The sequence below is a fragment of the Sphingomonas panacisoli genome (genome assembly GCF_007859635.1).
In the GTDB taxonomy this organism is placed as follows: Bacteria; Pseudomonadota; Alphaproteobacteria; order Sphingomonadales; family Sphingomonadaceae; genus Sphingomonas; species Sphingomonas panacisoli.
In genome coordinates, this window is sequence record NZ_CP042306.1 from 932,068 (window position 1) to 957,059 (window position 24,992).

The 24,992-nt window shown below is 62.7% G+C and carries 32 protein-coding genes; 14 read left to right on the forward strand and 18 right to left on the reverse strand.

Annotated features, from left to right (window positions below):
- Positions 1-91: 91 nt before the first annotated feature.
- Positions 92-499: a BLUF domain-containing protein gene (locus FPZ24_RS04735; protein WP_146569953.1), complete on the reverse strand. Its 408-nt coding sequence runs from the start codon at positions 497-499 to the stop codon at positions 92-94.
- A gap of 531 nt (positions 500-1,030) precedes the next feature.
- Here FPZ24_RS04735 and FPZ24_RS04740 point away from each other — a divergent pair.
- The 7 genes from FPZ24_RS04740 (at position 1,031) to FPZ24_RS04770 (ending at position 8,334) form a co-directional block, all read left to right on the forward strand.
- Positions 1,031-3,397 (forward strand): membrane-bound PQQ-dependent dehydrogenase, glucose/quinate/shikimate family, encoded by a 2,367-nt coding sequence (locus FPZ24_RS04740; protein WP_146569954.1) that lies wholly within the window; start codon positions 1,031-1,033, stop codon positions 3,395-3,397.
- Positions 3,397-4,119: a cytochrome c oxidase assembly protein gene (locus FPZ24_RS04745; protein ID WP_146569955.1), complete on the forward strand. Its 723-nt coding sequence runs from the start codon at positions 3,397-3,399 to the stop codon at positions 4,117-4,119. The genes FPZ24_RS04740 and FPZ24_RS04745 overlap by 1 nt, the downstream gene beginning before the upstream one ends.
- Positions 4,116-5,045 carry a cytochrome c oxidase subunit II gene (gene coxB, locus FPZ24_RS04750; protein WP_146569956.1) on the forward strand — a complete coding sequence of 310 codons (930 nt, stop codon included), beginning with the start codon at positions 4,116-4,118 and terminating at the stop codon, positions 5,043-5,045. Before FPZ24_RS04745 ends, coxB begins: the two co-directional genes overlap by 4 nt.
- A complete protein-coding gene (gene ctaD / locus FPZ24_RS04755; RefSeq protein WP_146569957.1) occupies positions 5,042-6,982 on the forward strand; it encodes a cytochrome c oxidase subunit I in 1,941 nt (646 codons plus the stop codon). Before coxB ends, ctaD begins: the two co-directional genes overlap by 4 nt.
- Positions 6,975-7,586, forward strand: coding sequence for a cytochrome c oxidase subunit 3 (locus FPZ24_RS04760; RefSeq protein ID WP_146569958.1), 612 nt, complete (start codon positions 6,975-6,977; stop codon positions 7,584-7,586). The genes ctaD and FPZ24_RS04760 overlap by 8 nt, the downstream gene beginning before the upstream one ends.
- A 113-nt stretch (positions 7,587-7,699) precedes the next feature.
- On the forward strand, positions 7,700-8,014 hold the full coding sequence (locus tag FPZ24_RS04765) for a hypothetical protein (protein ID WP_146569959.1): 315 nt from the start codon (positions 7,700-7,702) through the stop codon (positions 8,012-8,014).
- An 11-nt stretch (positions 8,015-8,025) separates the two neighbouring features.
- A complete protein-coding gene (locus tag FPZ24_RS04770; protein WP_240047682.1) occupies positions 8,026-8,334 on the forward strand; it encodes a c-type cytochrome in 309 nt (102 codons plus the stop codon).
- Here the strand turns inward: FPZ24_RS04770 and FPZ24_RS04775 are convergent.
- From FPZ24_RS04775 to FPZ24_RS04790, 4 genes are read right to left on the reverse strand one after another with little or no spacing between them, the layout of a single operon-like run.
- Positions 8,307-8,873, reverse strand: coding sequence for a c-type cytochrome (locus FPZ24_RS04775; protein ID WP_146569961.1), 567 nt, complete (start codon positions 8,871-8,873; stop codon positions 8,307-8,309). The two genes, FPZ24_RS04770 and FPZ24_RS04775, sit on opposite strands and share 28 nt — an antisense overlap.
- Positions 8,870-9,265 (reverse strand): c-type cytochrome, encoded by a 396-nt coding sequence (locus FPZ24_RS04780; RefSeq protein ID WP_186729060.1) that lies wholly within the window; start codon positions 9,263-9,265, stop codon positions 8,870-8,872. Before FPZ24_RS04780 ends, FPZ24_RS04775 begins: the two co-directional genes overlap by 4 nt.
- Positions 9,266-9,280: 15 nt before the next feature.
- Complete coding sequence (locus FPZ24_RS04785; protein ID WP_146569963.1) at positions 9,281-10,579, reverse strand: PQQ-dependent sugar dehydrogenase; 1,299 nt, start codon at positions 10,577-10,579, stop codon at positions 9,281-9,283.
- Positions 10,576-11,004 carry a DUF2231 domain-containing protein gene (locus tag FPZ24_RS04790; protein WP_240047620.1) on the reverse strand — a complete coding sequence of 143 codons (429 nt, stop codon included), beginning with the start codon at positions 11,002-11,004 and terminating at the stop codon, positions 10,576-10,578. Before FPZ24_RS04790 ends, FPZ24_RS04785 begins: the two co-directional genes overlap by 4 nt.
- Positions 11,005-11,439: 435 nt before the next feature.
- On the opposite strand from FPZ24_RS04790, the gene FPZ24_RS04795 reads away from it, so the two are divergent.
- Both FPZ24_RS04795 and FPZ24_RS04800 read left to right on the forward strand, forming a co-directional pair.
- Positions 11,440-12,042, forward strand: a complete 603-nt coding sequence (locus FPZ24_RS04795; RefSeq protein WP_205012864.1) for a hypothetical protein — start codon at positions 11,440-11,442, stop codon at positions 12,040-12,042.
- Positions 12,043-12,198: 156 nt separating this feature from the next.
- A complete protein-coding gene (locus FPZ24_RS04800) occupies positions 12,199-13,338 on the forward strand; it encodes a DUF2252 family protein (RefSeq protein ID WP_240047621.1) in 1,140 nt (379 codons plus the stop codon).
- A 44-nt stretch (positions 13,339-13,382) separates the two neighbouring features.
- On the opposite strand, the gene FPZ24_RS04805 is transcribed toward FPZ24_RS04800, so the two are convergent.
- Positions 13,383-13,568: a helix-hairpin-helix domain-containing protein gene (locus FPZ24_RS04805; RefSeq protein ID WP_146569965.1), complete on the reverse strand. Its 186-nt coding sequence runs from the start codon at positions 13,566-13,568 to the stop codon at positions 13,383-13,385.
- Between the two features lie 592 nt (positions 13,569-14,160).
- A complete protein-coding gene (locus FPZ24_RS04815; RefSeq protein ID WP_146569967.1) occupies positions 14,161-15,051 on the reverse strand; it encodes an SDR family oxidoreductase in 891 nt (296 codons plus the stop codon).
- Between the two features lie 178 nt (positions 15,052-15,229).
- On the opposite strand from FPZ24_RS04815, the gene FPZ24_RS04820 reads away from it, so the two are divergent.
- On the forward strand, positions 15,230-16,570 hold the full coding sequence (locus FPZ24_RS04820; RefSeq protein ID WP_240047622.1) for an NAD(P)/FAD-dependent oxidoreductase: 1,341 nt from the start codon (positions 15,230-15,232) through the stop codon (positions 16,568-16,570).
- 277 nt (positions 16,571-16,847) lie between these two features.
- Here the strand turns inward: FPZ24_RS04820 and FPZ24_RS04825 are convergent, their stop codons facing one another.
- Entirely contained in the window at positions 16,848-17,072 is a 225-nt protein-coding gene (locus FPZ24_RS04825) for a hypothetical protein (RefSeq protein WP_146569968.1), read from the reverse strand.
- 76 nt (positions 17,073-17,148) lie between these two features.
- Positions 17,149-17,631 carry an Hsp20 family protein gene (locus FPZ24_RS04830; RefSeq protein WP_146569969.1) on the reverse strand — a complete coding sequence of 161 codons (483 nt, stop codon included), beginning with the start codon at positions 17,629-17,631 and terminating at the stop codon, positions 17,149-17,151.
- Positions 17,632-17,924: 293 nt separating this feature from the next.
- Here FPZ24_RS04830 and FPZ24_RS04835 point away from each other — a divergent pair, with 293 nt between their 5' ends.
- Positions 17,925-18,509 carry a DUF72 domain-containing protein gene (locus tag FPZ24_RS04835; protein WP_205012865.1) on the forward strand — a complete coding sequence of 195 codons (585 nt, stop codon included), beginning with the start codon at positions 17,925-17,927 and terminating at the stop codon, positions 18,507-18,509.
- Positions 18,487-18,645: a DUF72 domain-containing protein gene (locus FPZ24_RS17930; RefSeq protein ID WP_205012866.1), complete on the forward strand. Its 159-nt coding sequence runs from the start codon at positions 18,487-18,489 to the stop codon at positions 18,643-18,645. The genes FPZ24_RS04835 and FPZ24_RS17930 overlap by 23 nt, the downstream gene beginning before the upstream one ends.
- A 112-nt stretch (positions 18,646-18,757) precedes the next feature.
- On the opposite strand, the gene FPZ24_RS04840 is transcribed toward FPZ24_RS17930, so the two are convergent.
- Complete coding sequence (locus FPZ24_RS04840; protein WP_146569970.1) at positions 18,758-19,270, reverse strand: hemerythrin domain-containing protein; 513 nt, start codon at positions 19,268-19,270, stop codon at positions 18,758-18,760.
- A gap of 310 nt (positions 19,271-19,580) precedes the next feature.
- Here FPZ24_RS04840 and FPZ24_RS04845 point away from each other — a divergent pair, with 310 nt between their 5' ends.
- Positions 19,581-19,889, forward strand: a complete 309-nt coding sequence (locus tag FPZ24_RS04845) for a hypothetical protein (protein WP_146569971.1) — start codon at positions 19,581-19,583, stop codon at positions 19,887-19,889.
- A gap of 124 nt (positions 19,890-20,013) precedes the next feature.
- Here the strand turns inward: FPZ24_RS04845 and FPZ24_RS17530 are convergent, their stop codons facing one another.
- Complete coding sequence (locus FPZ24_RS17530; protein WP_240047726.1) at positions 20,014-20,250, reverse strand: hypothetical protein; 237 nt, start codon at positions 20,248-20,250, stop codon at positions 20,014-20,016.
- Between the two features lie 136 nt (positions 20,251-20,386).
- On the opposite strand from FPZ24_RS17530, the gene FPZ24_RS04850 reads away from it, so the two are divergent.
- Positions 20,387-20,893: an alpha/beta fold hydrolase gene (locus FPZ24_RS04850; RefSeq protein WP_338061671.1), complete on the forward strand. Its 507-nt coding sequence runs from the start codon at positions 20,387-20,389 to the stop codon at positions 20,891-20,893.
- A 240-nt stretch (positions 20,894-21,133) separates the two neighbouring features.
- Here FPZ24_RS04850 and FPZ24_RS04855 read toward each other — a convergent pair whose 3' ends face one another.
- The 7 genes from FPZ24_RS04855 to FPZ24_RS04885 all read right to left on the reverse strand — a co-directional run bounded on the left by FPZ24_RS04855 (position 21,134) and on the right by FPZ24_RS04885 (position 24,957).
- A complete protein-coding gene (locus tag FPZ24_RS04855) occupies positions 21,134-21,478 on the reverse strand; it encodes a hypothetical protein (protein ID WP_146569973.1) in 345 nt (114 codons plus the stop codon).
- Positions 21,469-21,765 carry a hypothetical protein gene (locus tag FPZ24_RS04860; RefSeq protein WP_146569974.1) on the reverse strand — a complete coding sequence of 99 codons (297 nt, stop codon included), beginning with the start codon at positions 21,763-21,765 and terminating at the stop codon, positions 21,469-21,471. The genes FPZ24_RS04855 and FPZ24_RS04860 overlap by 10 nt, the downstream gene beginning before the upstream one ends.
- Complete coding sequence (locus FPZ24_RS04865) at positions 21,762-22,064, reverse strand: hypothetical protein (protein ID WP_146569975.1); 303 nt, start codon at positions 22,062-22,064, stop codon at positions 21,762-21,764. Before FPZ24_RS04865 ends, FPZ24_RS04860 begins: the two co-directional genes overlap by 4 nt.
- 58 nt (positions 22,065-22,122) lie before the next feature.
- The gene (locus tag FPZ24_RS04870; protein ID WP_146569976.1) at positions 22,123-22,341 is read right to left on the reverse strand and encodes a hypothetical protein; all 219 of its coding nucleotides are present in this window, start codon (positions 22,339-22,341) and stop codon (positions 22,123-22,125) included.
- A 372-nt stretch (positions 22,342-22,713) separates the two neighbouring features.
- Positions 22,714-23,250, reverse strand: coding sequence for a PAS domain-containing protein (locus FPZ24_RS04875; protein ID WP_146569977.1), 537 nt, complete (start codon positions 23,248-23,250; stop codon positions 22,714-22,716).
- Positions 23,250-23,954, reverse strand: a complete 705-nt coding sequence (locus tag FPZ24_RS04880) for a hypothetical protein (protein WP_146569978.1) — start codon at positions 23,952-23,954, stop codon at positions 23,250-23,252. The genes FPZ24_RS04875 and FPZ24_RS04880 overlap by 1 nt, the downstream gene beginning before the upstream one ends.
- Before the next feature lie 82 nt (positions 23,955-24,036).
- The gene (locus FPZ24_RS04885; protein WP_146569979.1) at positions 24,037-24,957 is read right to left on the reverse strand and encodes a hypothetical protein; all 921 of its coding nucleotides are present in this window, start codon (positions 24,955-24,957) and stop codon (positions 24,037-24,039) included.
- Between the last annotated feature and the right edge of the window lie 35 nt (positions 24,958-24,992).

Consider the following 24,992-nt stretch of genomic DNA (forward strand, 5'->3'; position numbering starts at 1 on the left):
ACGGGTCGACCGCTTGCAGGAACGCCTACGGTCCTACTGTACGACGGCATTCTAGGCGCGACGCGAATACGTTCTCAATCGCTCCTACCGATCAAGCAGCATGCTGCCGCACAAATCCCTCGAAATATGCTCGCAGGGTGGGATCCTCGATCGGCTCCATCAGGGCTGCTAACTGGTCGCTGATGCCCGCTGTTGGCGGCAGGGTGGGCCCTCCCGCCTGAAATCCCATCGACCACGATCCGAACGCCCGTTCCTTGATCGGCTCCCGCTTGAGAACGACCGGCGCTCGGTGACGCACGTCTTGGCAAATGCGGTCGTAGGTACTCTGCACGCTTTGCTCGGGACCTTCGAGCACCTGAAGAAAGCGGTTGCCACCAGCAATCAACAGACCTGTGACATTCGCGGCGGTATTATTGCGTCGCGACATTCTCAGGATGTCCTCCAAAATCGCTGGTGAGTGCCGCTCGCGCGCCGTGCTGATGTAGAGCAATCTTATCATCGGGAGTCCTACCGTGCTGTTCCAGAACCATTACCATCTGAGAGCTCAAAAAAGCGATAATTCGCGGTTGATCAAAATCAGTTAGCCGCTCAAAGAAAAGGACATTGATACGGTACCCTGCCGGGATTGGGCTGAACCTTTCGCTCCCCGGCCGCGGAGCGACCGGCACTCATCGTGACGGAAACTTGAAGATCTCAGGTTGGGGCATGTTCCCCGCTGGCTCGGCCCGCTCACGCGCACCTTTCGGAACGGCGATCGTGCATTATGCGCCGTCGGGTGACGGTTGAAGCTGGCCTCAGCACTAAGATGGTAGGGAGCGCTCTTTCGATCGCTTCGCGTCCTGCCCTCCGCCCGGTGGTCAAACTGCTTGGCCGTGCAATTGCAAGCTTCCCCAAATCTGAACTGTGGTCGGGGCAGCAGGACGGTTCCAGCTCCCGCTGGCGCGAAATTCGCACGACCGTTACTGACCGGGCAACGCAACTTTGACGCCCGCGTTTAGCTGTCATTAAGCGAGCGGTTTAGGAGGCGGCCATGTGGAGAATCTACTCGAACCTAACCGGCTGGCTTCTCGCAATCCTTGGCGGTTTCTTCGTCGTGGCGGGCGGCGAACTCGCCTGGCTCGGCGGCTCGATCTATTATCTGCTGGCGGGCATCGCCCTGATCGTTTCAGGCGCGCTGATTGGGCGCGGCGATCGGCGCGGGCAATGGCTCTATCTCGCCATCTGGGTCGCAACCTGGCTGTGGGCGATCTGGGAAGTCGGGTTCGACACGTTGCAGCTGATCCCGCGCGTCGTCGCACCGACGGTGCTCCTCCTTCTCGTCGGGCTCACGCTCGTCGCGCGTCGGCCCGGGCGGCACGCCGGGAAGCGCGTCGGCGCCATTGCCGCTACGGGACTCGCGGGGCTTATCGGCTTGCACTTCGTCCTGCCGGCGAGCCTTCACGCAGCACCAGCGCCCGGCGCTCTCCCGCCGTCATCGCAGCCGCCGTCCGGCGATTGGAGTTCGTACGGCGGCACGCTGGCGGGCGACCGTTTTTCTCCACTCGATCAGATCACGCCGGCCAACGTCGCCAACCTCAAGCTCGTCTGGACCCAGCGTACCGGCGACGGCGTGATGCCCGATGAAGCGGTCAAGCATCTGCGCGAATATCATTCCGAGGCGACGCCGATCCATATCGGCGACACGTTGTTCACCTGCACGCCGCACAGTTACGTCCAGGCGATTGACGCGACCACCGGTAAGACGCGGTGGAGCTGGCACACCAATGCCGACATCAAGGGCAACAGCTACCTCGTTTGCCGCGGCGTGTCCTATTTCGAGGCGCCGGCGGGAACGCCCTGTCCGCGCCGTATCTTCGCGCCGACGTTCGACGCCAAAATGTACGCGCTCGACGCCGATACCGGCCGACCCTGCCCGACGTTCGGCAAGGGCGGCTATATCGACCTGCGCGACAACATGGGCACATCCCCCGCCGCGTTTCAGATCAGCACGTCCCCGCCGGTCGTCGCCAACGGGCGGCTGATCATCGGCGAGCGCGTGATCGACAATGTCGCGGTCGACGAACCGGCCGGGGTCGTCCGCGCTTATGATCCCGTGTCGGGCGCACCGGTGTGGGCGTGGGACATGGGGCGCAGCGACGACGCGATAGCGCCACTGGCCGGCACCGACGTCTACACGCGCGGGACGCCGAACGTCTGGGGCGCAATGACCGCCGATGCCGCAAACGGCATCGTGTACCTGGGCACCGGCAACGCGACGCCCGATTACTGGATCGGCAAGCGGCGGCCGTTCGACGACAAATACGGCTCGTCGATCGTCGCGCTCGATATCGCGACGGGCAAGATGCGCTGGCACCGCCAGCTCGTCCATCGCGACACCTGGGACATGGACGTACCGGTCGGGCCATCGCTGGTCGACCTGCCGCTGCCCAGCGGCGGTACCGTGCCTGCGCTCGTGCAGACGACCAAGATGGGGCAAGTCTATCTGCTCAACCGGCTGACCGGCGAGCCGCTCGCGGCGATCGAGGAACGGCCCGTTTCGACCAAGGGCGGCATGCCCGACGAGGCCTATTCGCCGACCCAGCCTTTCTCGGTCGGCATGCCGTCTTTCACGCCACCGCCGCCAACGGAACGCGCGACATGGGGTGCTACGCCGATCGATCAATTATTGTGTCGCATTGAGTTCAGAAAGGCAGGCGCGGCGGGCATCTACGCGCCCTTCAGCACGACCGACACGATCATCGGCCACCCGGCGTTCGACGGTGTGACCGACTGGGGCGGTGGGGCGGTCGACCCCGAACGCGGCATCTTTACGGTCAACACGATGGCGATGCCGTTTCGCATTCACCTCGTCCGCGCCGACAGCCCCGAAGGGCAGAAGATGATCAAGGCGGCCGAACGCGGGGGCGAGAACGCCAAGGCGCCGATCTATTATCAGCAATACGGCACGCCGTACGTCGCGGTCGTGCAAGCGTGGATCGGCGCGTTCGGCGCGCCGTGCAGCGCGCCGCCCTGGGGCAAGCTGACCGCGGTCGACCTCAAGACGCGCAAGGTCATGTGGAGCGACGTGCTCGGCACGGCGCGTGATACCGGCTTGTTCGGAACGCATCTTGGGCTGCCGCTGAAGACGGGTGTGCCCAATCTCGGCGGTACGATCATCACGCGCGGCGGCGTCGTGTTCATTGGCGCGACGACCGACCAGTATCTGCGCGCGTTCGACGTCAGAACCGGCGCCGAACTGTGGAAAGCGCGTCTTCCCGCCGGCGCGCAAGCGACGCCGATGACGTATCTGGGTAAGGACGGGCGGCAATATATCGTGATCACCGCCGGCGGGCATGGCGCGCTCGGGACACGCTACGGCGACTATACGCTGGCATTCGCCTTGCCGAAGGGCGGGTGATGAGCGGGGCGGTGTATTGCGGCGCGCCGCCGCTGCCCGACACGTTGATCGCGCGGTTCAATCTTGATCCGGTGCTGATCGCAGCGTTGGTGGCAGTCGCGGCGCTCCATCTGCGAGCCAACCCATCGATGGCGCGGCGAGTCCTTATCGGCTGGGGAGTGGCCGCGGCGGCGCTGATCTCGCCGCTATGTGCTTTGTCGGTGTCGCTGTTCGCCGCGCGGATTGCGCAACACATGATCCTGCTGCTGGCCGCCGCGCCGTTGGTCGCGAGCGCTTTGCCGTGTTGGCGCACGATCGCGACGCCGCGGTCGCTGTGGAGCGCGAACGCCGCGTTCCTTGCGCTCCTGTGGTTCTGGCATATGCCCAACCCTTACACGGCAACCTTCGCTTCGCCGGCGGTCTACTGGGCGATGCATTTGAGCCTGTCCGCAAGTGGCGTTTGGCTGTGGGTGGCCTTGCTGCGACAGCACACACCCCAGGCGCTCGCCGCGGGAACGCTGGCATCGGTCCAGATGGGATTACTCGGCGCCGTGATCAGCTTGGCCTCATGGCCGATGTACGCGCCGCACTATCTCACGACCGAGGTGTGGGGCCTGACGCCTATTCAGGACCAGCAGCTCGGCGGCACGCTGATGTGGGTGCCGGGATGCCTGCTGTTCCTTGGGATCGCGGTGCGGTCGCTCGCCAAAATGTGGCGGTCGATGGATGAAGCGGCGGCATGACCGGTGCGCCGCTCGGCTATCTGATCAGCGCGGGCACACGCGCGGCGACAATCGTTCCGCTGACCTGGTTTCTGACGATTCTGTCGGTCGTCGTCTGCGCTGTGATCGGCGCCCTGTTGTGGTTCGGCGTCGGGCGTGCGCGCGGTGAGCGCGCGCCGGTCGAGCGGCGCGGTGATGGGCTGGGCTGGATTCGCTGGGGGTTGGCGCTGAGCGCGCTTCCAATGGCCGTGACCTTGATCTGGACCATGGCGGCGTTGGGCCGGGTCGTCGGTCCGCCGCGCGACGCGAGGCTGACGATCGACGTCACCGCGCGGCAATATTGGTGGGAAGTGCGCTACGCCGACGCGGCGGGCAGCTTCGTCACCGCCAACGAGATCCACATTCCGACCGATACCAAAGTCGTCGTCCGGCTGCATGGCCCCGACGTGATCCACAGTTTCTGGGTGCCGCAGCTATCGGGCAAGACCGACGTCATTCCTGGCCAGATCAACGTCGCTTGGCTGGAGGCCTCACGCCCGGGGCGATACCGCGGACAGTGTTCCGAATATTGCGGCCTCGAACACGCCCAGATGGCGTTCGAGGTCGTCGCCGAACGGCCTGACCAGTTTGCCGCCTGGCGTGCCGGACAACAGCGACCAATTCCCTTGCCGGCAACGCCGGACGCGCAGCGCGGCCTCGTCGTGTTCAAGACCCAATGCGCGCAATGCCATGCCTTACGCGGGGTAGGTGGCGGCAGCGGTCCGGACCTCACGCATCTGATGAGCCGCGCCAAGATCGCAGCAGGCACGCTCGACAATACCACGGGCAACCTCGCGGGCTGGATCCTCGATCCGCAATCGGCGAAGCCGGGCAGCAAGATGCCGGCGCAGCCGCTTGACGGGCGCCAACTGAACGATTTGCTCGCGCTCTTGAAGACGCTCAAATGAGGCCGGCCGCGACGCGGACGCCGGAGATCGGCGACGACACGCCGAAACTCCGCGCGCGTCTACACCCGATCTGGGATGCCACGCCTGGCTGGCGCGGATGGTTTACGACAGTCGACCACAAGGAAATCGGCCTGCGATATATCGTCACCGCGTTCCTCCTGCTCGCGCTTGGCGGACTGGAGGCGCTGGCGATCAGGTTGCAGCTGATGGGCCCCGAGCTGCGGCTGTTGACGCCGGCGCAGTACAACCAGCTGTTCACGATGCACGGCATCACGATGATCTTTCTGTTCGCATCGCCCATCTTGTCGGGCTTCTCGAACTTTCTGTGGCCACTATTGCTCGGCGCGCGCGACATGGCGTTTCCGCGGCTCAATGCGTTCAGCTATTGGGCGTATCTCGCCGCCGCTTTGTTTCTCCACGCCGGTTTCGTGAGCGGCAACGGGCCGGACGACGGCTGGTTCAACTATGTGCCTTATGCCGATCGCGCGTTCAGCCCGGGCCCGGGCCAGGATTTTTACGCGCTCGGCATGGTGCTGCTCGGCATTTCGACGAGCGTGGGCGCGGCGAACTTCGTCGTAACCGCGTTCAAGATGCGCGCCCCCGGCATGTCGATCAACCGCATGCCGATCCTGATCTGGGGGACGCTGACCGCCAGCGTCGCGAACCTCGTCGTCGTGCCTGCGGTCAGCTTGGCCTTCTTCCTGCTATGGATGGACCGCCAATTCGGCACCGCCTTCTTCCGGCCGGCGGGCGGCGGCCAGCCATTGCTGTGGCAGCACCTGTTCTGGATCTTCGGGCACCCCTGGGTCTATGCGATCGTGCTGCCGGCGATGGGCATGGTGTCGGACGGGTTGCCGGTGTTCTGCCGGCGGCCGCTGGTCGGCTATTCGCTGGTCGCGCTATCGACGGTGGCGACGATGATCCTGGGGTTCGGCGTGTGGGTCCATCACATGTTCGCGACCGGGTTGCCGGGCCTGAGCCTGTCCTTCTTCTCGGGCGCGTCGATCGTCATCACCGTGCCCAGCGCGGTCGCGGTGTTCGCGTGGTTGGCGACGATTTGGACCGGCAAGCCCTATGTCACGACCGCCTTCCTGTTCTTCGCCTCAATGGTCCTGTTGTTCGTGATCGGCGGCGTGTCGGGGTTCATGACCGCCAGCGTGCCGGTCGACTGGCAATTGACCGACACCTATTTCGTCGTCGCGCACCTTCATTTCGTGCTCGTCGGGATCAACGTATTTCCGGTGGTCGGCGCGACCTATTTCTGGTTCCCCAAGCTGACCGGGCGGATGATGGACGAGCAGCTGGGGCGGTGGAATTTCTGGACGATGTTCCTCGGGTTCAATCTGGGGTTCCTGCCGATGCATCTGACCGGACTGCTCGGCATGCCGCGGCGCGTGTGGACCTATCCGGCGGGCATTGGTTGGTCGACGCTCAACATGATCACGACGATCGGCAGCTTCGCGTTCGCGGTCGGCGTGCTGCTGTTCTTCGTCAACGTCGCGAAGAGCTGGCGGCGCGGCGCGAAAGCCGAGGCCGATCCGTGGGGCGGGCCGACGCTCGAATGGGCGGTCGCGTCCCCGCCGGCACCATATAATTTCGCCGTGATTCCAACGATCGCCTCGCGTCACCCGCTGTGGGAGGAGGAACTTGACGAAAGCCGCGGCCGGTCGTCGCTCGCACGCGGCATGACGCTGGACCGCGGCAAGGAGGCGATCACCACTACCCCAATGGATGCCGAGCCCGATCGCATCGTGGAGATGCCCGAAGACAGCTGGGCACCGGTGGCACTCGCCGTTGCATTGCAGGTGCTGTTCGTCGCTTTGCTCGCCAAGTTTTGGGCGGCGATCGCGATCGGTGGATTGCTGGTGCTTGGCGCCTTGTTGCTGTGGCTCTGGCCGCAACGCGCGCTGCTCGAACGCGAGCCGGCGCATGGCTGACCGCGTCATCGCTCAGCCTGCCGCCTTGCCGGTCGGCCCGATCGGCCGGCACGGGCTTGGACAATGGGGCATCGGCGCGTTGATCGCGAGCGAAGCGGCTTTGTTCTCCTATCTGCTGTTCGCTTACTATTACACCGCCGCCAGCGCCCAGCCCGGCTGGCTGCTTGAGGCGCGGCCGGCGATGTGGCCGGCGCTGCCCAATACGGTTCTGCTGCTCGCTTCGAGTTTCGTCGCCTGGTTTGGCGAGAAAGGCGTCGAGAAGGGCAATCGCGCGCAGGCTCTAGCGGGGCTCGGCGGCGCCTTTGTCATGGGCGCGGTGTTCGCCACGGTACAAATGAAGGAATGGGCCGATAAGCCGTACCGACCCGATACGTCGAGCTATGCCTCGCTTTATTTCACCACGACCGGGCTGCACATGGCGCACGTGGTTGCCGGGCTGATCATCCTTGCGATAATGGGGCTGTGGGTGGCACTCGACTATTTCTCGCCGCGCCGCCGGATCGTCGTCTCGGCGGGCATTCTCTACTGGCATTTCGTCGATATCGTCTGGCTGTTCGTGTTTACGACCTATTATCTGACCCCGTGGCTGGGGTTCGGTCGATGAGTCGCGAAACTCATCCCGCGCCCCATCGCGACAAATTGTCGCCGCTTGTCGCATCGCTGTTGCTTTATACCGGTCCATTGGCGTGGCCCGCACAGATCTGCATTGGTACGGCAATGACGAGTTGGCCGTGCTTTCCCAGCGCGATCCGCCGGACGGCACCGCTCGCGGGATACGACTGGGCGCGGACTGGTGCAGTGATCTTGCTCGCGGTATGCGCTGTGCTGGCGGCCATCGCGGGAGCAACGGCCTGGCGCCACTTTCGGCGCGTGCGCGATGAGGCGTCGGGTGGGCACGACGCATTGGCCGAGATCGGGCATGGCCGCACGCGCTTCGTCGCGTTGTGGGGCGCGTATCTCGGGGCGGGGTTCGCATTGGCGACGCTGGTTACCTTGGCGGGTTTCCTGCTGGTGCCGCAATGTCTCGGCTGATCCTGGTGCCGATGCTGATGCTGACGGCATGCGCGCCGGCGGGGCGCGACGACACCCGCGTTTTGATCGCATCGCAATGCGCAGCCTGTCACATCGTCACCGGCGTCCCCACGGCGCGCGGCCGGGTCGGCCCTTCGCTCGTCGGCATCGGGCGACGCCGGTACATCGCCGGGACTCTGCCGAACACCCCTGCCAATCTGCGCCGGTTTCTCGAACATCCCCAGTCGGTCCAGCCGCGCGGCGCGATGCCGGAGCTTGGCCTGACGCCGCAACAGGCGAACGCGATCGCGGCTTATTTGGAGACCGCCGGAGGTTCCTGAGGCGACCGCGCGCGTTGCCGCCACCGAGTGAACTGATCGGGCGTCATGACGCCCATCGCCTCGACGAACGCGACGACCTGGGCGACTTGCTCATCCGACTGAACTTCGCCCCAAGCCGGCATGCCCGTCATCTTCACGCCGTCATGCACCAAGGTGTAGAGCTCCGCATGCGTCCACCGCTTCGGCGCGTCGAGCAGATAGGGCGGCGTCGGCAGCATCGCGCGTGCCCAATCCGCGCGGGGCGTACCCGGACCGCCGTGGCACGACAGGCACCTGGTCTCGTACAGCCGCGCGCCCGAGAGCAACGTCGCGTCGTCGCGTGCCAGCCGCGGCACCGGGCCGGTTGACCGGCGACGCACCGAATTGGTCATCGTGACGTGCACACCCCAAGCGAACAACTTCGAATGCGGCTGCGTGGCGCTGGTGTTAAACGTGATGCCGGTGATGACGAGAAGGAAATAGATCGCGCCCGCCACCGCGACTGTGGCAACGCCGAGTAGCCATCCTGGTCCCAGCTGCTTCAGCGTCGCCCTTATCATTGCAACGTGCCGAGATAGGCGGCGACATCGCGAAGTTGCGCGTCGCTCAGATGCTGGCCGGGCATCACGCTTCCCTTCACCACGGCATCGGGCGAGCGGAGGAAAAGGATGAGGTTGGCGGGAGTGTTGGGGATCGCGCCCGCGATCATTCGCTGACGCGCAAATCCGCTGAGCGGCGGCCCGACCTTGCCGTCGGCTTCTTCGATACCAGGAATGACATGACAGGAACCGCACGCCTGTTGCGTGATCAGGACGGCCCCCCGCGCAGCGGCATCCCGCGTCGCGGTTCGGGGCTCGCCATGGCAGGCAGTGAGCGAAGCCGAGACGATGGCGGTCGTTAGCAGCCTCGTCGTGCCCGCGCCGAGAACATATTGATGATAGCGGTCGATCACGATCGAATACGCGAGCTACCGGCCGCTTACGCGCCAGACGACATTACCGGCATCGTCCGCAATCAGCAGCGCGCCGCGACCGTCTATCGCGACGCCGACCGGCCGGCCCTGCGCCTTACCGTCCTTGACGAAGCCGGTGACGACATCGATCGGCTTGCCGGCCGGACGACCATTTGCAAACGCTATGTAGACGACCTTGTAGCCATTGAGCTGACCGCGGTTCCAGCTGCCATGTTCGCCGACGAACGCACCACTGCGATATTGCGGCGGCAACGCAGCGGCGTTCGCGCTGAACGTCATACCAAGCGGGGCGACGTGCGAACTCAGCGCGTAATCGGGTGGGATCGCACGCGCGACAAGATCGGGCCGCTGTGGTTCGACACGAGGATCTATGTTCTGACCAAAATAGCTGTACGGCCAACCGTAGAACGCGCCGTCCCGCACCGATGTCATATAGTCCGGAACGAGATTCGGCCCGAGTTCATCGCGTTCGTTGACGACCGCCCATAATTGATTGCTCGTCGGTTCGAACGACAGCCCGTTCGGGTTGCGCAGCCCGGTCGCGAAGGCGCGATGCGCGCCGGTCACACGATCCACCTCCCAGATGCGCGCGCGATCCTTTTCGGCCTCCATGCCGTTTTCGGTGATGTTGCTGTTCGATCCGATGCCGACATAAAGCTTGGTACCGTCGGGGCTGGCGACCAGGCTCTTGGTCCAGTGATGGTCGATCGGGCCACCGGGCAACTCCGTCAGGACGGTCGGTTTGGCGGTAATCCGGGTCTCGCCGGGCTGATACGGGAAGCGCAAGATCGCGTCGGTGTCCGCGACGTAGAGATCGCCGCCGACCAGCGCGACGCCGAACGGCGCGTTGAGATGATTGATCAGGACAGTGCGCACCTCCGGTTTGCCGTCGCCGTCCGCGTCGCGCAGCAGCGTGATGCGGCTTTCGCCCTTCACCTTGGAATGACCGAACCCCTGTATGAACCCGACGACGATATCCTTCGGCCGGGTGACGGGTTCCTCGGGCGCCTTGGCTTCGACGGCGAGGACGTCTCCATTGGGCAGCGTATAGACCGATCGGACATTGTGGAACCCGGTCGCGAAGGCCGATATCTGCAATCCGGCCGCCACGGTCGGTGTCGCGCCGTTTGCCCAGGGCTCTACGCTCGCCACGTGCATCGGCGGAACGAGATATTGGTTGATGGCGGGCAATTTGGGGTTGGGACCGACCTGGTCGTCGGTGTTACCACCCCCGCTGCTGCAGGCGGCGAGCAGCAACATCGCCGACGATACGGTGAATGCTCGCGTCTTCATGCCGCCACTTCCCGGCGCGCGGAATAGCCGAGCCATCCCGTGACCAGCACCAGCACCGCCGTAATTGCCGAAAGAATGATCCCGGTCGGAACCACCGATGTCCACGCATCGCGGCTGTGAATGAAGCCGTTAATCATCGCGACGATCAGCACCAAGATGGTCAGGATGGAGTGAAGCGAGGAACGACGACGCGCGGTATCGCCGACCAGCATAGTATCGACGATGCCGGCGATGGCCGCGACGATCGCCATGAAGACGCCGCCGGCGATTAGCCACACCGAAAAGTTGGCCCACTGCATGTTTGCGCTGTCGGCGTAGGCCCAGTCGCTGAAAAAGGCGGCGACGAAAAAAGCGAGCGGGAACGCTGCCAGAATGCCGTGGAGTGGCACAAAGATAGTTGCTGCCAAAGGACGTGGACGGGCCAAGCTTATTCTCCCAAGAACTTGGGTTCTAAACGCTCCGAATGCTTTTTCAGGTTCTCCGGAAAAGGGGCGGGCAGAAAAATATTTGGAGTCAATGTGCGCGACAGCAGATAGCTCCTGCCATTAGTTCGACGGTTTCGCGTCCAAGCGCTGTGGCGATGCAGCAGGCGTACCGCCCATGAAAGGTGCGAGCTTTATCAGGATTACGGAGCGCTGCTTGGATGAAAACTTCCCGCTTAGAATTTTCAGATTGCTGGCGATCAATCTGCTCCAGTTATATGGCTGAGGCTGGATTTCTGGCATCTCTCGCGCTCGGAACTTCAATCGGTGCGCAACGTTGCTGACCCGGTTAACAACAGGGAAAAACGCCATGGGCAAAGGCATTCTCTTGTGGCTGCTGGGGGTTCCGATCCCCGTGATCATCCTCCTAGCGCTGATTTGGCACTGACCGTGGCGCTCGATCCCTACAGCCGCCCCGATGCTAATTTGTATCCGGGCCACTCGCTCGACGGACCGTCGCCTTCGGCGGTGTCGTTATCATCAATCATCGCCGGCACAGTTGCCGCGATTGCGCTGACGATCACACTCGGACTTATCGGAACGGGGTTTGGTCTGGCCTCAGTCTCGATATGGCCGGGCGCGGGCGCCAGTCCGAAGTCGTTTACGATCGGTGCCGGGCTTTGGCTGATCGTTACGCAGTGGCTGTCGGCGGCCGTCGGTGGCTATATCGCCGGACGGCTTCGGACGCGTTGGCATGGCCTTCACACCGACGAAGTGTTCTTCCGCGACACGGCACACGGCTTTGTCACGTGGGCGTTGGCAACGGCCCTCGTGGCGATGGTGGCGGTTGGCGCTTCGACGCTGGCCAGTCTCGCTCCCGTGCCACCGGCCGACGTTAAAGTGACTGCGGACGACCTTGAAGCGGCGCGTAAGGCGGCCGCAGCTTTCGCCACGTTTACTGGCATCTCACTGGTTGTCGGTGCGTTCATCGGATCGGTGGGCGGTGCGCTCGGCGGACGGCTTCGCGATTTGCACCCCTAAGGACGCCGAATAGGTAACGGGTGGCTGTGTGCGGCTGATGACGTTCGCCAGCCACCCAAGCATCATCTTTCACCGCTTTCGCGCTCCACGCCCTTTCTGATGGCATTCGATCGAGCGCAACGACGGGAGCTGTTGGACAGGCGCCGAGCCCTGAAGATGGCTCGCTCCGTCCATGCCTATGTGCGGGGCAACACTAAGCAATTCTACGCGTGGCTCGACGAATCGATCATCGCGAAAGCCATTCCAGACGGCCCGTCGATCTGGATCTGTGGAGACTGCCATCTGGGCAATCTTGGCCCGCTGGCTGACGCTGATCATCATGTCGACGTGCAGATTCGTGACCTGGATCAGACCGTCATCGGCAATCCCGCGTTGGATCTGATCCGCCTCGGGCTATCACTGGAAACCGCCGCCCGAAGTTCAGATTTGCCAGGGGTCACAACCGCTCGCATGGTCGAGGCGATGATCGACGGATATCAGCGCGCGCTCTCCCCGAAGACGATCAACGACCCGCTCGAGCCCGAGGTCGTGAAATCCGTTCGTCGAACGGCGGTCGGCCGCCGCTGGAAGCACCTCGCGCGCGAGCGGATCGGCACCGACAATGATCCCCGCATTCCAATCGGCAAGCGCTTCTGGGCGCTTACCGCTAAGGAGCGCGGCTGCATCGACCAACTGTTCGATGAACCGACGGTACGCGATCAAGCGCTGGTGCTCGCGGGACTTGGCGCTAAGGGGCGTCTTCGCGTGGTTGACGCAGCCTATTGGCGCAAGGGTTGCAGTTCGTTGGGGCGATTGCGCTACGCGGTCCTGCTCGGCGTCGCCAAAAACAAGTCTTCACCAGAATATCTCGCCCTGGTCGATATCAAGGAAGCGGTTGCTTCGGTGGCGCCAGCCGATCCGGCCGCCCACATGCCGCGCGACGCTGCCGAGCGCGTCATAGCAGGCGCGAGGGCGCTTTCGCCCAATCTGGGCGACCGCATGATCGCGGCGAGTCTGTTCGGCAAGCCTGTCGTGCTTCGCGAGCTCGCGCCGCAAGACCTGAAAATCGAGGTCGATCAATTTTCGCGCAGCGAGGCCGTCGCTGCCGCCGGCTATCTGGCGTTCGTCGTTGGTGTCGCTCACGCCCGCCAGTTGACCGACGATGAGCGGCTTGGGTGGAGCAAGAAACTCGCTCAGCGAAAGGAAAGAAATCTCGACGCGCCTTCTTGGCTATGGCGGAGCATTGTCGACTTGGCGGCCGCCCACGAGCGCGGCTACCTCGAACATTGCCGCCAGTTTGCGATGGTGGCGCGCTAAGTCCGGGCAGGCAGAAAGGCCGGCCAAGGATCGCTTTGGAGGGCCTAATCGACGGTCACTTTGCTTTCGGCGCCCTCCCATTTCCCGGCGAGGCCGGGGACTTCCTCAAGTTGCCGGACTTCGTCGAACCTGCCGCGCTCCGCGCGATAGCGAACGATCTCGAAGCCGTGTCCCTTGAGCAAATCTATGCTGTCCAGCTGCTCGGCAGTCGCCTTATTCAAATCCAGCATCTCAGTTGCTCTCACGTTGCTACCGACGGGCTTGATGGGTATATTTCACGAGCTTACCCGCGCCATTCGTCCATGGCACGGTCATACTCTTGGCGACGTTTTTCCACCTCGCGTTGCAGCCTCGCGATTTCTTTATCGCGCCTAGCCACTAGTTCATGTCGCTCGCGCCGTAAGGCTTCTTCGCGATCGCGTAACGCCTCGCTTGCCCTATCATATTCGCCCTCGGCGCGTGCGAGGGATTGCTGTGCAGCATCGAGCTTTCGCCGAGACGGCTTCGGGTCTAACTTGGGTGGCTTAGAGGCGGGTGCCGCGCCGGGTGGCTCCGGCCTGGCCTTAGATTTCGGCCTGTGCGGCAGGGCGGCCAAGTGTTGCGCGGTGGAACCGCGCGCGCGTTTAATTACTACCCCCGGGCTGGCCAACGGCTCCTTCGTCAGCTTGGGGTCGGTAACGACAGAGGCCATGCCGTGCGCGAAGAGGTTGGCGCTGCTCCCCCAGGCCTTTAGCGCTGCCTTCCGGCTCGGCGCCGCGACATAGGCGTCGTGAAAGCCGATCGGCGTGCAAAAGACCTTGAGCGAGCGCCCCACGCGAGCGGCTAGATCACGCCGGTCCCGCCGTTCGCGCCGATGACGCTGCCGGTGGTGAAGCTATTCTTTTCCTCCGCCAGCGTCACGTAGAGCCCGCCCAGTTCGACCGGCTGACCGGCGCGGCCAATCGGCGTATCCTGGCCGAACTTCGCGACCTTCCCCGGCAGCTGGCCGCCGGAAATCTGCAGGGGCGTCCATACCGGTCCCGGCGCGACCGCGTTGACGCGGATGCCCTTGCTTGCGAGTTGCTTGGCCAGCCCCTTGGTGAAGACCTCGATCGCGCCCTTGGTCGTCGCATAGTCGAGCAATTCCTCGACCGGGTTGAACGAGTTGACGCTGGCGGTGTTGATGATCGTCGATCCCGGCTTCATCACCGCTGCGGCGGCCTTCGACAGCCAGAACATTGCGTAGACGTTGGTCTTCATCGTTCGGTCGAACTGCTCGTCGCTGATGTCGGCTATCGACATCTGAGCCTGCTGATAGCCGGCATTGTTGACCAGGATGTCGAGCCCGCCGAGTTCTTCCACTGCGCGCTGGACCAAGGAGCGAGTGAACGCTTCGTCGGTCAAATCGCCCGGCAGCTGCACCAGGGTCGCGCCGTCCTTTTCGAACACGGCCTTGAGATCGTCGGCATCTGCCTGTTCGCGTGGGTGATAGTTGATCGCGACTTGCGCCCCTTCGCGGGCAAAGGCGATTGCAGCGGCGCGCCCGATCCCTGAATCGCCGCCGGTCACCAAGGCCTTGCGACCGGTCAGCCGGCCGGTGCCGACATAGCTGTCCTCGCCGCTGTCGGGCACAGGATCCATGTTGCGCTGGAGACCAGGCCATCCCTGGGGCTGCTCAGCAAAGCCGTCGTTATGGAACTTGTTCTGCGGGTCGATCAGCAGTGCTTCGCTCATTGTACAACTCCTTCGCCTCGCCAACCGCTTAGGCGTTGTTTTGTTCATCCTGCGCGCAAGGGAATGTGCGCCGACGACGTCCGCCCCGAGGATGGCAAGAACGAATTGTGAATGATCGGCGTCGCGGTCGATTGGGCTGCCGTCATTCGGAGCGCGGCGTGGACAATGGGAATCGCTGGTGAACGCGCATAAGAAGCTGCATCAGCGATCGGACGTCACAACGGGGCGGGATCAGTCGATGGATGCAAAGATGAAGAAGCGACACCGCGTCGTGATCGTCGGCGCGGGTTTTGGCGGTCTTTCGGTGGTCAAAGGACTGAAGGGAGCCCTTGTCGATGTTACCGTCATCGACCAGCGCAATCATCACCTCTTCCAGCCACTGCTCTATCAAGTCGCAACTGCGTCGCTAGCGCCGTCGGAAATAGCCTGGCCGATCCGATCGATGCTGCGCAACCGTCGCGACATCACAACGGTGCTCGCCACGGTGATCGGCGTGGACATGGCGGGGCAGGCCGTACTGCTGGCCGACGGGGATCGGGTGCCCTACGACACATTGGTACTCGCGACCGGAGCGCGTCATGGCTATTTTGGCCATGACGAGTGGGAAGCGTTCGCGCCCGGCCTCAAAACGATTGAGGATGCGACGGCCATCCGCGGCCACATTCTCGCAGCGTTCGAGGAAGCCGAACGTGAGCAGGATCCGGCGAGGCAGCAGGCTTTGCTCACCTTCGCTATCGTGGGGGCGGGTCCCACGGGGGTCGAACTCGCGGGGACGATTGCCGATCTGGCTCACGATACGCTACCGTGCGATTTCCGCGCGATTGATACCCGCCGGACCAGAGTTCTTTTGGTAGAGGCGGGTCCCACGGTTCTCAACGGGTATCCGGCTAAGCTGTCGACATACGCTGAACACGCACTGGGTAAGCTGGGCGTAGAAATCAGCTTGGGCGCGCCCGTGACGCAGATCGAGGAAGGTGCCATCACATTCGGCGAACACCGCGTCGAAGCGAGGACGATCATCTGGGCCGCGGGTGTACGTGCGTCATCGGCGGCGGAATGGCTGGGTGTCGCGGCCGACCGTAACGGTCGGATGATCGTCGAGCCAGACCTCAGCGTTCCGGGGCATAGAGCAGTGTTCGCGCTCGGCGATACCGTCGCGATCAGCGCGCCCGATGGCTCGGCGGTGCCCGGGATTGCGCCGGCCGCAAAGCAGGAGGGCGCATACGTCGCAAAAGCAATCCGCCGGCGGTTAGCGGGCTATGCCGGTCAAACGCCATTTCGCTACCGCCACCAAGGTAGCCTCGCCCAGATCGGAAAGCGAAAGGCGATCGCCGATTTCGGCTGGATCAAATTGCGCGGTGCGCCAGCGTGGTGGCTTTGGGGGCTTGCTCACATCTATTTTCTCGTGAGCGTGCGCGCCCGTCTGGGCGTGGTGCTTAATTGGCTCTGGATTTACACACGCAACCAGCGTGCAGCTCGGCTTATCACGCGGCCCGCACGCGAAGCCGCACTGGACTGAACAGATGCTCTAGCGAACAGCGATACTGCGATCCTATTGGCCAGATGCCACGGGCCTATCGTGGCCGATCGATGGCGCCCGTGAGCGCCGCGCGCGCAGCTTGAATGCTCAGAAGGTTAATGTGAGGCCGTTCGGTGCCAAATTCGCGGCGTCGACCGGCAACATCGCGCCAAATGTGCCCGGCTACACGCCATAGCTCCTGCGGATTCGGCTCCCGGTTGTCCGCAATGCAGTCGATGATCTCGCGGGGGATGATTTCCGGCTGCTTAGACATGGTTTATTGCCGACAAATTGGGTCAAGTTTTTTGAGCGCGTCGAGCACATTCTGCACCGGCACTGGTTGGGACAGCTCTGGAGGTTTCCGCAGTGTCGGTTGTGACCGGACCGTAAAAGCATCGGACGCCCAAGAGGCGAGGATCGCGCGTTTGACCTCCGGTTCAAGCTGGGGATGGCTGACGAGTTCTTCGGGATCGTGAAACGATCGAAAATAGTGGATCGACATCGGCTCCTCTCAAGAGTCGATCGTGAGGTTACTCGGGAAGGGTGCTCGCCCCATCTGCCGACGAGGCGAGCTGAACCTAGGCAGCGGCGGTGGACGTGTCGGCGGGGGCTTCGAGGCGGTCATTCGCCGGCGCGCTGCGGGCACCGGCGATCTCAATGCGTCGAGGCTTCATCGCCTCAGGGATTTCCCGCTTCAACTGGATGCGAAGGAGTCCGCTATCGAAGCTCGCATCCTGCACGACCACGAAGTCTGCCAGTTGGAAGCGTCGTTCGAACGCCCGCGTGGCGATGCCGCGATGGAGAAAACGACTGCCATCGGCGTCCTCGCTGCGGCTTCCCTTGACAGTCAGCTGATTGTTCTGCGCGACGATTTCGATCTCATCGGGGCGGAAACCGGCGACTGCCAGCGTGATGCGATACTGATCCTCACCCTGCTGTTCGATATCGAACGGCGGATACGTCTCGGTGTCGGCGCGCGCGCTCGTTTCGAGCAGATCGAACAGGCGATCGAAACCCACCGTCGAACGGCGGTACGGCGTGAAGTCGAAATTAGTCCTCATATCCAAATCCTCCATTGAGCAATCTGAGCACAAGGAGCACCGGGAGAGAGCCGGTGCCCTCAAGTCGTCACCGGACCGAAATTCGCGTCCGGCGGCGGCTAAATAATTTGATCCCAAAGCGGTTCAAGAGGGGATTTCGAAAAAAATTTTGGAGGGCTTTTGCCGCGAAAAGCCCTGTCGTGAGCAACGCGGTGCGATCCGTTACGAAGGCGTAGTCGAACAAAACGGCCGCTGAACGGTGCAAAGTTGACATCCTCCGGCACCCGAACGATCGTCGATGGCGTTTGGCAGATATGAAGCCAGTGATCGGTACGGCAGGATGGAGTATCACACGGGAGCAGGCTGCGGCCTTTCCTGACGAGGGGACGGCGCTCGAACGCTACGCGAAGGTGTTTCGCGGCGTGGAGGTGAATTCTTCATTTCACCGGCCCCACCGACCCTCCACCTGGGCCAGATGGGCATCTAGCGTCCCGGCCGAGTTTCGCTTCGCCGTGAAGATGCCTAAAACGATCACGCATCAGAACAAGCTGGTCGATGTTGATGTGTTGATCGAACGGTTTGCGGACGAAGTCGCGGCGCTCGGCTCCAAACTGTCGGTCGTTCTTGTTCAGCTGCCACCCAAGCTCGTGTTCGAGCCGCGCGTCACAGCCGAATTTTTCGAAAATGTAAGGCAATCGATTGATGCGCAGCCCGTCTGCGAACCCCGCCACACGTCCTGGTTTGGCGGGGAAGCCGACGATTTGCTCTCGCGCTGCAAAATAGGCCGCGTGGCAGCGGATCCGGCGCTCGGCGAACCGCGCAGCTGCTCCAGGGGGGTGGTCGGGAATAGCCTATTGGCGATTGCACGGATCGCCGGTGACGTACCGATCCTGCTATAGCGATCAGCGCCTCGAGCAATATGCGAACGATATTCGTGCAGTTACGCAGCAAGGCAGCGACACATGGTGTATGTTCGACAACACCGCCTCGTCGGCTGCACTCAGCAACGCACTTTCGCTGTTGGCGAAACTCTAACTGTCGGCTGTCTGGAAAAGCGGCGACAAGCCGGATTCCGACAGACTAGGTGCCGCCAACGTTCTCGGCGTTGGCGGCACATGTAGAGACGACATGCCGTGTCTGAAGAATATTAGGCTGTCGCGTCCGTGAAGGTCTTGAGCGCCGGCTTCGGCAGACCGTTGGCCTTATAGTCCGCCATTAGCTCGGCTTTGCGCGCCGCCAGCTGCTCGCCGAGCGCGTCCATGTCCAAGCCGGCCTTGCGCGCCTGAGCAAAGATGCCTTCCATCCGGGCTTCCTCCTCCTTGACATGGTGCTCGATCTCTTCGGAAAGCACCTTGACCTTGGCATCGTAATAGTCGTCGTCAGGATTGCCCGCCTCGATCTCGGCAATCAAAACCTTGGCGCCGTCGTGCTCGACATACGCCTCCTTGAGATCGTCCTCTTCGACGCTGCCCTCGCAGGCGGGATAAAAGATTTCCTCTTCGATCTGTGCGTGTACGGTCAATTCAAGGCAGATTTGGCGCGCGATTTTCTCCTTCGCACCGTTACCTTTCGCGCCCTCGAATTTCTCGAATAGTGCTTCGACACTGCGGTGATCGGCCTTGAGAAGCGCGATCGCGTCTTGCTTGGTGGTTTCGGCCATCATTTGCTCCTGTGGTCAGCTTGCTTTGCAACGGGAATCGATCCGCGTTCGTTCCCCCCGTCGTCTTGTTGCGAGTCGTTAGCGACGACATTCGATCACGTAGGTCGGCCGCAATCGCCATTGTCCCGATCGTTAAAATGTCGATGAACCGGTCGCTCAAGCCGCAGCAAGCGGCTTATCTAATAACCGAATGGTCCTCGGCGGCTCGCTGAGCATGGTCGAGAATCTCGTCCAGGCGTTTCATCCCGGCGCGAATAGGCTGGCCCCATTTCTGTGCTTACGGCGTTAGTGACCTACGAGGAGACATGCTGTGAACGATCATTCAGAAGGACCGAGCCAATCCGAGCGCGACTATCCGGGAACGACCCAGACCAATCCTGCTGGTGCGTCGAGCGCGACCGGCTCGCAGCCATCCAGCAATGAATATGAGCCGAATGACTCTCGCAATGTCACCGGCACGGCTGATACGCCGGACGGTCGCTGGAGCGGCGACGAGGAAACGGGGCAAGGAAGCGGCGAATATGAACCGCGCGATTCCCGCAACGTCACCGGAGCTGCCACGACCGAGGACGGTCGCTGGACCAATGATGGAAAGAAGCTCGCGCCGGGCGATAACTGACCAATCGGCATGGGATGTTAGGCGACGAAGGTTGCGGTCGTCGGCTGTCCGGACCGCGCAGGAAGGTTTATTCCATCCTACGCCCGTCTGTTCTCGGCGGATGTTTATCGAAAATCGTGACAACTCAGATCAGTATTCCTCGCACCGCCGGACCTTCGACGGCCACGCGACGTTCGACGGCGTGATCTGAAAAGGACTTCACGATGACCACCGTCGCCTCTGCTTCGTCAATCGAGGCGCCCTCAACGTTGCTCGCGCTTACCGAACTGCCGCGCGCGCTCGCCGATTTTAGCGCGCTCGCTTGGACAGCGCCGATATTGGCGACCTCGCCGCGCGGTGATGGACATGCCATATTGGTCATACCGGGCTTCACGGCAGGGGACGGCTCAACGACACTGCTTCGTCACTTTCTGGGACAGCTTGGGTACGATGCGCGCGGCTGGAAACTCGGGCAAAACCTGGGCCCGAGAGCAACGGGACGCGCGGGGGAGAAATTGTTGTCGCGACTAAAGGCGATCGCCGCCGAAGCCAAGGGGCCGGTCAGCCTGGTCGGGTGGAGCCTGGGCGGCGTGATGGCGCGGCAACTCGCACGACAGGCACCCGAGATTGTTCGTCAGGTCATCACGCTCGGGTCCCCCTTTACCGGCAATCCCCGCGCTTCGTCAGTCTGGCGCCTGTATCAGGCACTATCCGGCCAGCGATTGAGCGACCGGGCGACGGCCCGGCAGTTGCGCGAAAGCAGGCTTGCTCCGCCGGTCCCCTCGACAGCGATCTACACGCGCGACGATGGTGTGGTGGCCTGGCAGAATTGTGTAGAGCCGGTCGGCGCAGCGACGGACAATATCGAAGTCCGCGGCAGCCATTGCGGCCTGGGCGCCAACCCGGCCGTCCTCTACGCGGTGGCCGACCGGCTCGCCCAACCGGCCGACGATTGGAAGCCGTTCGAGCGAGGTGGGCTGCGCAGCTGGGTTTATCCGTCGACCGCGTGCGACGTCGTCCATTGAGATCGTCGCCGCGCTGCCGCAATTGTTTGGTTGGACGTAAGACGGCGTCGGGCGCTTGAACGCGGTGCAGGCTGATCTGGCTCGCGGGTAGTGAGAGCCAGCCGTTGGAGATTTCGCGATTGGCTGTTGTCACACCTGGCGCGAATCTGGGGATCTGCCTGAAGGGTGAGGCGTCTACGCTATCGCAGTCGCATCATTACAGTGTCACGACATCTGGGACAGCATGCTCCTGCCCGAGGACTAGTTACCCCTGTCGAGCCGTTTGCGCCGCTTCTTGCGCATGTAGTCTCGTCCCGCAGACTGGTGAGCGCCGTACGGCGAGCGCGGCAACGATAGACGATTGAGCCTGGCAACCGTTCGAACATATGCGTCGTTACGACCGATCACTTCGGCAATGCGCGTCGCGCCCCAATCGGGGTAGGTGCGGGCAAGCGCCAGTACACGGCGGCTCAGTTCGTCAGTTGGTACCAATTGAGGCGTTAGTCCGATCGTTTCCTCGGCCAGCGCGGTGTCGTCGTCGATCTCGGCAATCGTCCGGTGACTGAGGAAGGGCCACGAGAGCAGAGACGACCCTTTCAGTTCCACGCTATCCGCGACAGCATCGCATCGTCGTCAAGGGAGTTCCCGTCGGCCCGCGTTATCACACGCGCGCTGAATGTATCTGTGAACGGAGAGTTCAGACCGACGATGATCCGCAACTCCGTTCCGATCGTCGCAATGAACGTATCGCCGACATGCTCGTAACGGCCGATAGCGGTGCCCGCCGAGAAGGTCTCGCCTCGCTTGAAACTGATGATTTTCTCTCCCAGATCGCCCGGCAATTCGAGCAGCCAGGACGACTGTTGCAGGCTTTCCAGGGCGCTGTCGGTCATGTTGGCCGCGCGATAGGGCGAAACATCCAGCCCGAGTGCAGAATACCCCGTTCGCTCTCGATGACCGCCGGAATGTCGCTATCGAGCATGACGGGTTGGAGCGGCCACTGACGATTGATGATCAGCCGGTCGTCATCCCGCAGATCGAGTGTCGCTTCATCCCCAGTGATAGCCAAGGCTCCCACGGTACCCTCGAAATTACATTGCCGGCCTCGAATATCGATGAACCAAGCTTCTTCGAGACATTGCTCATCGACGCAAAGCAGCCACTCTCCCTGTAACCGATCTTCGAGCGTCATCGCCGCGCGTCCCGGCAGCGGTCGGGGTGCGGGGCGGCTTTGCCGGCGAAGGGCAGAATCAGCGGCGCTTGCCACGCAATGTGCCGGCTAACAGCAAGCCGGCTACACCAACGAGCATACCACTCGCCCAAGGCCTTGCCTTCGCAAAATTCTGAATCTTTTCGGTAATCGGCGCATCGCCTGAAAAATGCTCGCGCAAGGCATCGGCGAGGCCAGTCTTCCCGTTTGAGGTATCGGCTGCGGCGGCCGTTGTATCGGTATTGGCTGCTTCACTCATGATGGTCTCCCAGGGCCAGCGTGATGTCACGCTCTCGAATTTCCACAACCCGCACCTAGTCGGCGAGTTTCACAACCTCGGCGTTTTCTTCGCCCGGCTGCGGCTGCGCCGAATGTGATGTCGGGGGCATCACGTTTCAGTCGATCGCAAGCCGCAATGGCCACTTAAAGTCCCCATCGGTCTCCGCTGCGCCGTGTCGCTGCGCGCGTGAAGACGCGAGTCCTGTTCTCGCCACCGCGCCAAAACTCGTTGCCGCATCGTCGCCTAGTTAGAAACACTGGCCAAGCTGACGCCTGATTTCAGCGCGCTTAAAATCCAGTTGCTTGTCGGGGAACGCCCATGCGGTCCACGTTCCCAAATGCGAAGATCGCTCTAGATTCTCAAACCTATGCTAACGCCAACCAATATAGCAATCGCAACGAACACGGCGACGAAAAACAGGTCTGATCGAGCCGCACCCACCGCGTGATTGTGGTCATCGACCGAATTTCGCCGGTCAAACGCCTTGCAGAGATAGGATAGCAAAGGAGAGCTTTTCCGGTAAGCATCGACCACAACTGCTGGCGACCAACCAGGCGGTTCGGCATGCCGACGGTGTTTGTTGAGCAGGAACGACAGGTCACCCAAATGCGGCGTTAGGTGTTTGATCTCCCGAACCAAATGCGTCGTGTTCTCGACAGCTTGGGATTCGTCCTGGGACCGTTGGAGCAAGGCGGCTTTCACTCGATCTTCGACTGCTTCCACGCGGTCACAGGTGTGCATGAGCACGATCATCATCCGCGAGAGCGGATCCTCGGCGGTTAGTCCGAGGATCTGTTCCATGGCGAGCAGCGCCGCCGTCGAATGAGACGACGGCGGCTTGCCGTATACAGCGGTGTAGAGCGTGGCGAGAGAGGATGCCGGCGCCATCAAAACAGCCCCTCGAGCGCGGCTTGTGCATTGCTCTGCCAAAGGCCGAGCGCCATGCGGTTACCGATCGAAACACCCGGTGCTTTGGCGATCCGGTCGAGCGCGATCTCGCGGACGCGAAACAGATCGTAGAGGTGTTCATGCAGTGAAGGGGTCTGATACATCACGCCACCGCCGGCCTCGATGCGGGTCAACAACGCTTCGTCCACATACTTGAACTCTTCGATCGTTCCTGCCCACGCGGGCAGGTTCAAAAGAACACGCCCGGGCGGATCGCCGTCGAGCATCGCATCGAGCGTGACGCGTGACGCCTTGTCGCGCCCCATCGTCCAAACGATATTGACATCAACCTCGAGCGCGCCCTCCTCGAGCGCGAACCGGATGATGTGATGGATCTCGTCGATTTCCTCGAACCGTCCGCCCGGGATATTGGCGAAGATGGCGGCGTCTGCGGGAGCCTGATCGACGATGTCGATGATGCGGTCGCTGGCGTCGCCAGCTGCGAGGTTTACCTGATGTACCGGATAATGTTCGCCATAGGCGTTGAGGATGTCCAGCTGACTGATGCTGGCCTCGATGAACTCGACCGGCGTGCCGCGCATCGCGGCGATATGCGCCGCGGTCGCGAGCGAACCGGTGGAGCCGACACCACCTTTTTCCTTTTCGAACATATACATGCGCTTGGGATATTTGAACTTGAGCATTGATCTATTCCTTGGTGAATGAGGGTCATTGTGGTGGCCTATGGACCAGCAGGCGGTGCTCGGATCGGGATCTGACCGTTGGTCATCGGCTAGTTCGCGCGTGCGCCTCCTGGCTCCTGCGCAGCCGTTCGGTGGGGCTTAGCTTTCCGGACGGATTGGCGCGGAACCGCGCGGTGACGCTGGACGCGGCAACAATCGGTTCGCTTGGGGTCTCGTCGCGCGCCTCACGACCGGGCTGGACGTCCACCGCGTGCGGAACTCGCTCATCGACTATCGGATCGGGAGTGCGCGGCGGAAGCGGTGCGTTCTCTTCCAGGCGACCAGCCGCCGCTCGATTGAACCCTGCGCGACGGAGCCTGACTGCGATCTTGTTGAGAAGAGCATAACCGTCCGAGTCTTCGGCCAGCGCGATCAGGCTGGTAACGATCCCGATCCGGTTGGTCGGCGCGGTCTCGAGCGCGCGCAGTTGCGCGAGCGCCGCCTCCCAACCGCCGTCGGTCATCGCGATGATTAGGTCGGCAACCTCGGGATCGACATCGGCGGCATCGATCTCGCGACGGCGGAGTTCCTTGCGACCGGCGCGCGGTGGCACGGCCACGCACAGCGGACCAAGCGCCAGCGTTATGGCGCGAACTCGGACGGTCGCGACGGCGAGAAGGAACATCGCCATGGCATCCGGCGAGCTCTGCGTCTTCAGCAGCGCCCGATTGAGTGTGCGGCGTGCGTCCTCCAATTCGTTGACCGGCGGGTCTTTGGAGTAGCGGACGTGAGCGAAGGCTGCGGCAAAACGCGGTACCGAGCGGCGCTCGACCTCGCCCAGAATGGTGCGCGCCAATTTGTAGAGGCGGGGGCCGAGCAGGGCGACCATCGCGGCGTTGTCGCGCAGCTCCTGACCCTTGGCGCGCATGGCGTGATGATCGGCGGCCGCTTCATCCAACCCGGCGGTGACCGCCTCGACCGCGGCGTCGATCAATGCTCCGGTCAGCTCTTCCAGATGGTCCACATGTCGTCTCCCGTGCCGAGACGGGAGGCGAGGGG

Bases quoted from the DNA above. Each gene is read 5' to 3' on its own strand.
- FPZ24_RS04735 (WP_146569953.1), bottom strand. From the start codon at position 499: ATGATAAGATTGCTCTACATCAGCACGGCGCGCGAGCGGCACTCACCA.
- FPZ24_RS04740 (WP_146569954.1), top strand. From the start codon at position 1,031: ATGTGGAGAATCTACTCGAACCTAACCGGCTGGCTTCTCGCAATCCTT.
- FPZ24_RS04745 (WP_146569955.1), top strand. From the start codon at position 3,397: ATGAGCGGGGCGGTGTATTGCGGCGCGCCGCCGCTGCCCGACACGTTG.
- coxB (WP_146569956.1), top strand. From the start codon at position 4,116: ATGACCGGTGCGCCGCTCGGCTATCTGATCAGCGCGGGCACACGCGCG.
- ctaD (WP_146569957.1), top strand. From the start codon at position 5,042: ATGAGGCCGGCCGCGACGCGGACGCCGGAGATCGGCGACGACACGCCG.
- FPZ24_RS04760 (WP_146569958.1), top strand. From the start codon at position 6,975: ATGGCTGACCGCGTCATCGCTCAGCCTGCCGCCTTGCCGGTCGGCCCG.
- FPZ24_RS04765 (WP_146569959.1), top strand. From the start codon at position 7,700: ATGACGAGTTGGCCGTGCTTTCCCAGCGCGATCCGCCGGACGGCACCG.
- FPZ24_RS04770 (WP_240047682.1), top strand. From the start codon at position 8,026: ATGCTGATGCTGACGGCATGCGCGCCGGCGGGGCGCGACGACACCCGC.
- FPZ24_RS04775 (WP_146569961.1), bottom strand. From the start codon at position 8,873: ATGATAAGGGCGACGCTGAAGCAGCTGGGACCAGGATGGCTACTCGGC.
- FPZ24_RS04785 (WP_146569963.1), bottom strand. From the start codon at position 10,579: ATGAAGACGCGAGCATTCACCGTATCGTCGGCGATGTTGCTGCTCGCC.
- FPZ24_RS04800 (WP_240047621.1), top strand. From the start codon at position 12,199: ATGGCTCGCTCCGTCCATGCCTATGTGCGGGGCAACACTAAGCAATTC.
- FPZ24_RS04805 (WP_146569965.1), bottom strand. From the start codon at position 13,568: ATGCTGGATTTGAATAAGGCGACTGCCGAGCAGCTGGACAGCATAGAT.
- FPZ24_RS04815 (WP_146569967.1), bottom strand. From the start codon at position 15,051: ATGAGCGAAGCACTGCTGATCGACCCGCAGAACAAGTTCCATAACGAC.
- FPZ24_RS04825 (WP_146569968.1), bottom strand. From the start codon at position 17,072: ATGTCGATCCACTATTTTCGATCGTTTCACGATCCCGAAGAACTCGTC.
- FPZ24_RS04830 (WP_146569969.1), bottom strand. From the start codon at position 17,631: ATGAGGACTAATTTCGACTTCACGCCGTACCGCCGTTCGACGGTGGGT.
- FPZ24_RS04835 (WP_205012865.1), top strand. From the start codon at position 17,925: ATGAAGCCAGTGATCGGTACGGCAGGATGGAGTATCACACGGGAGCAG.
- FPZ24_RS04840 (WP_146569970.1), bottom strand. From the start codon at position 19,270: ATGGCCGAAACCACCAAGCAAGACGCGATCGCGCTTCTCAAGGCCGAT.
- FPZ24_RS17530 (WP_240047726.1), bottom strand. From the start codon at position 20,250: ATGACCAATATGGCATGTCCATCACCGCGCGGCGAGGTCGCCAATATC.
- FPZ24_RS04860 (WP_146569974.1), bottom strand. From the start codon at position 21,765: ATGACCGACAGCGCCCTGGAAAGCCTGCAACAGTCGTCCTGGCTGCTC.
- FPZ24_RS04865 (WP_146569975.1), bottom strand. From the start codon at position 22,064: ATGACGCTCGAAGATCGGTTACAGGGAGAGTGGCTGCTTTGCGTCGAT.
- FPZ24_RS04870 (WP_146569976.1), bottom strand. From the start codon at position 22,341: ATGAGTGAAGCAGCCAATACCGATACAACGGCCGCCGCAGCCGATACC.
- FPZ24_RS04875 (WP_146569977.1), bottom strand. From the start codon at position 23,250: ATGGCGCCGGCATCCTCTCTCGCCACGCTCTACACCGCTGTATACGGC.
- FPZ24_RS04880 (WP_146569978.1), bottom strand. From the start codon at position 23,954: ATGCTCAAGTTCAAATATCCCAAGCGCATGTATATGTTCGAAAAGGAA.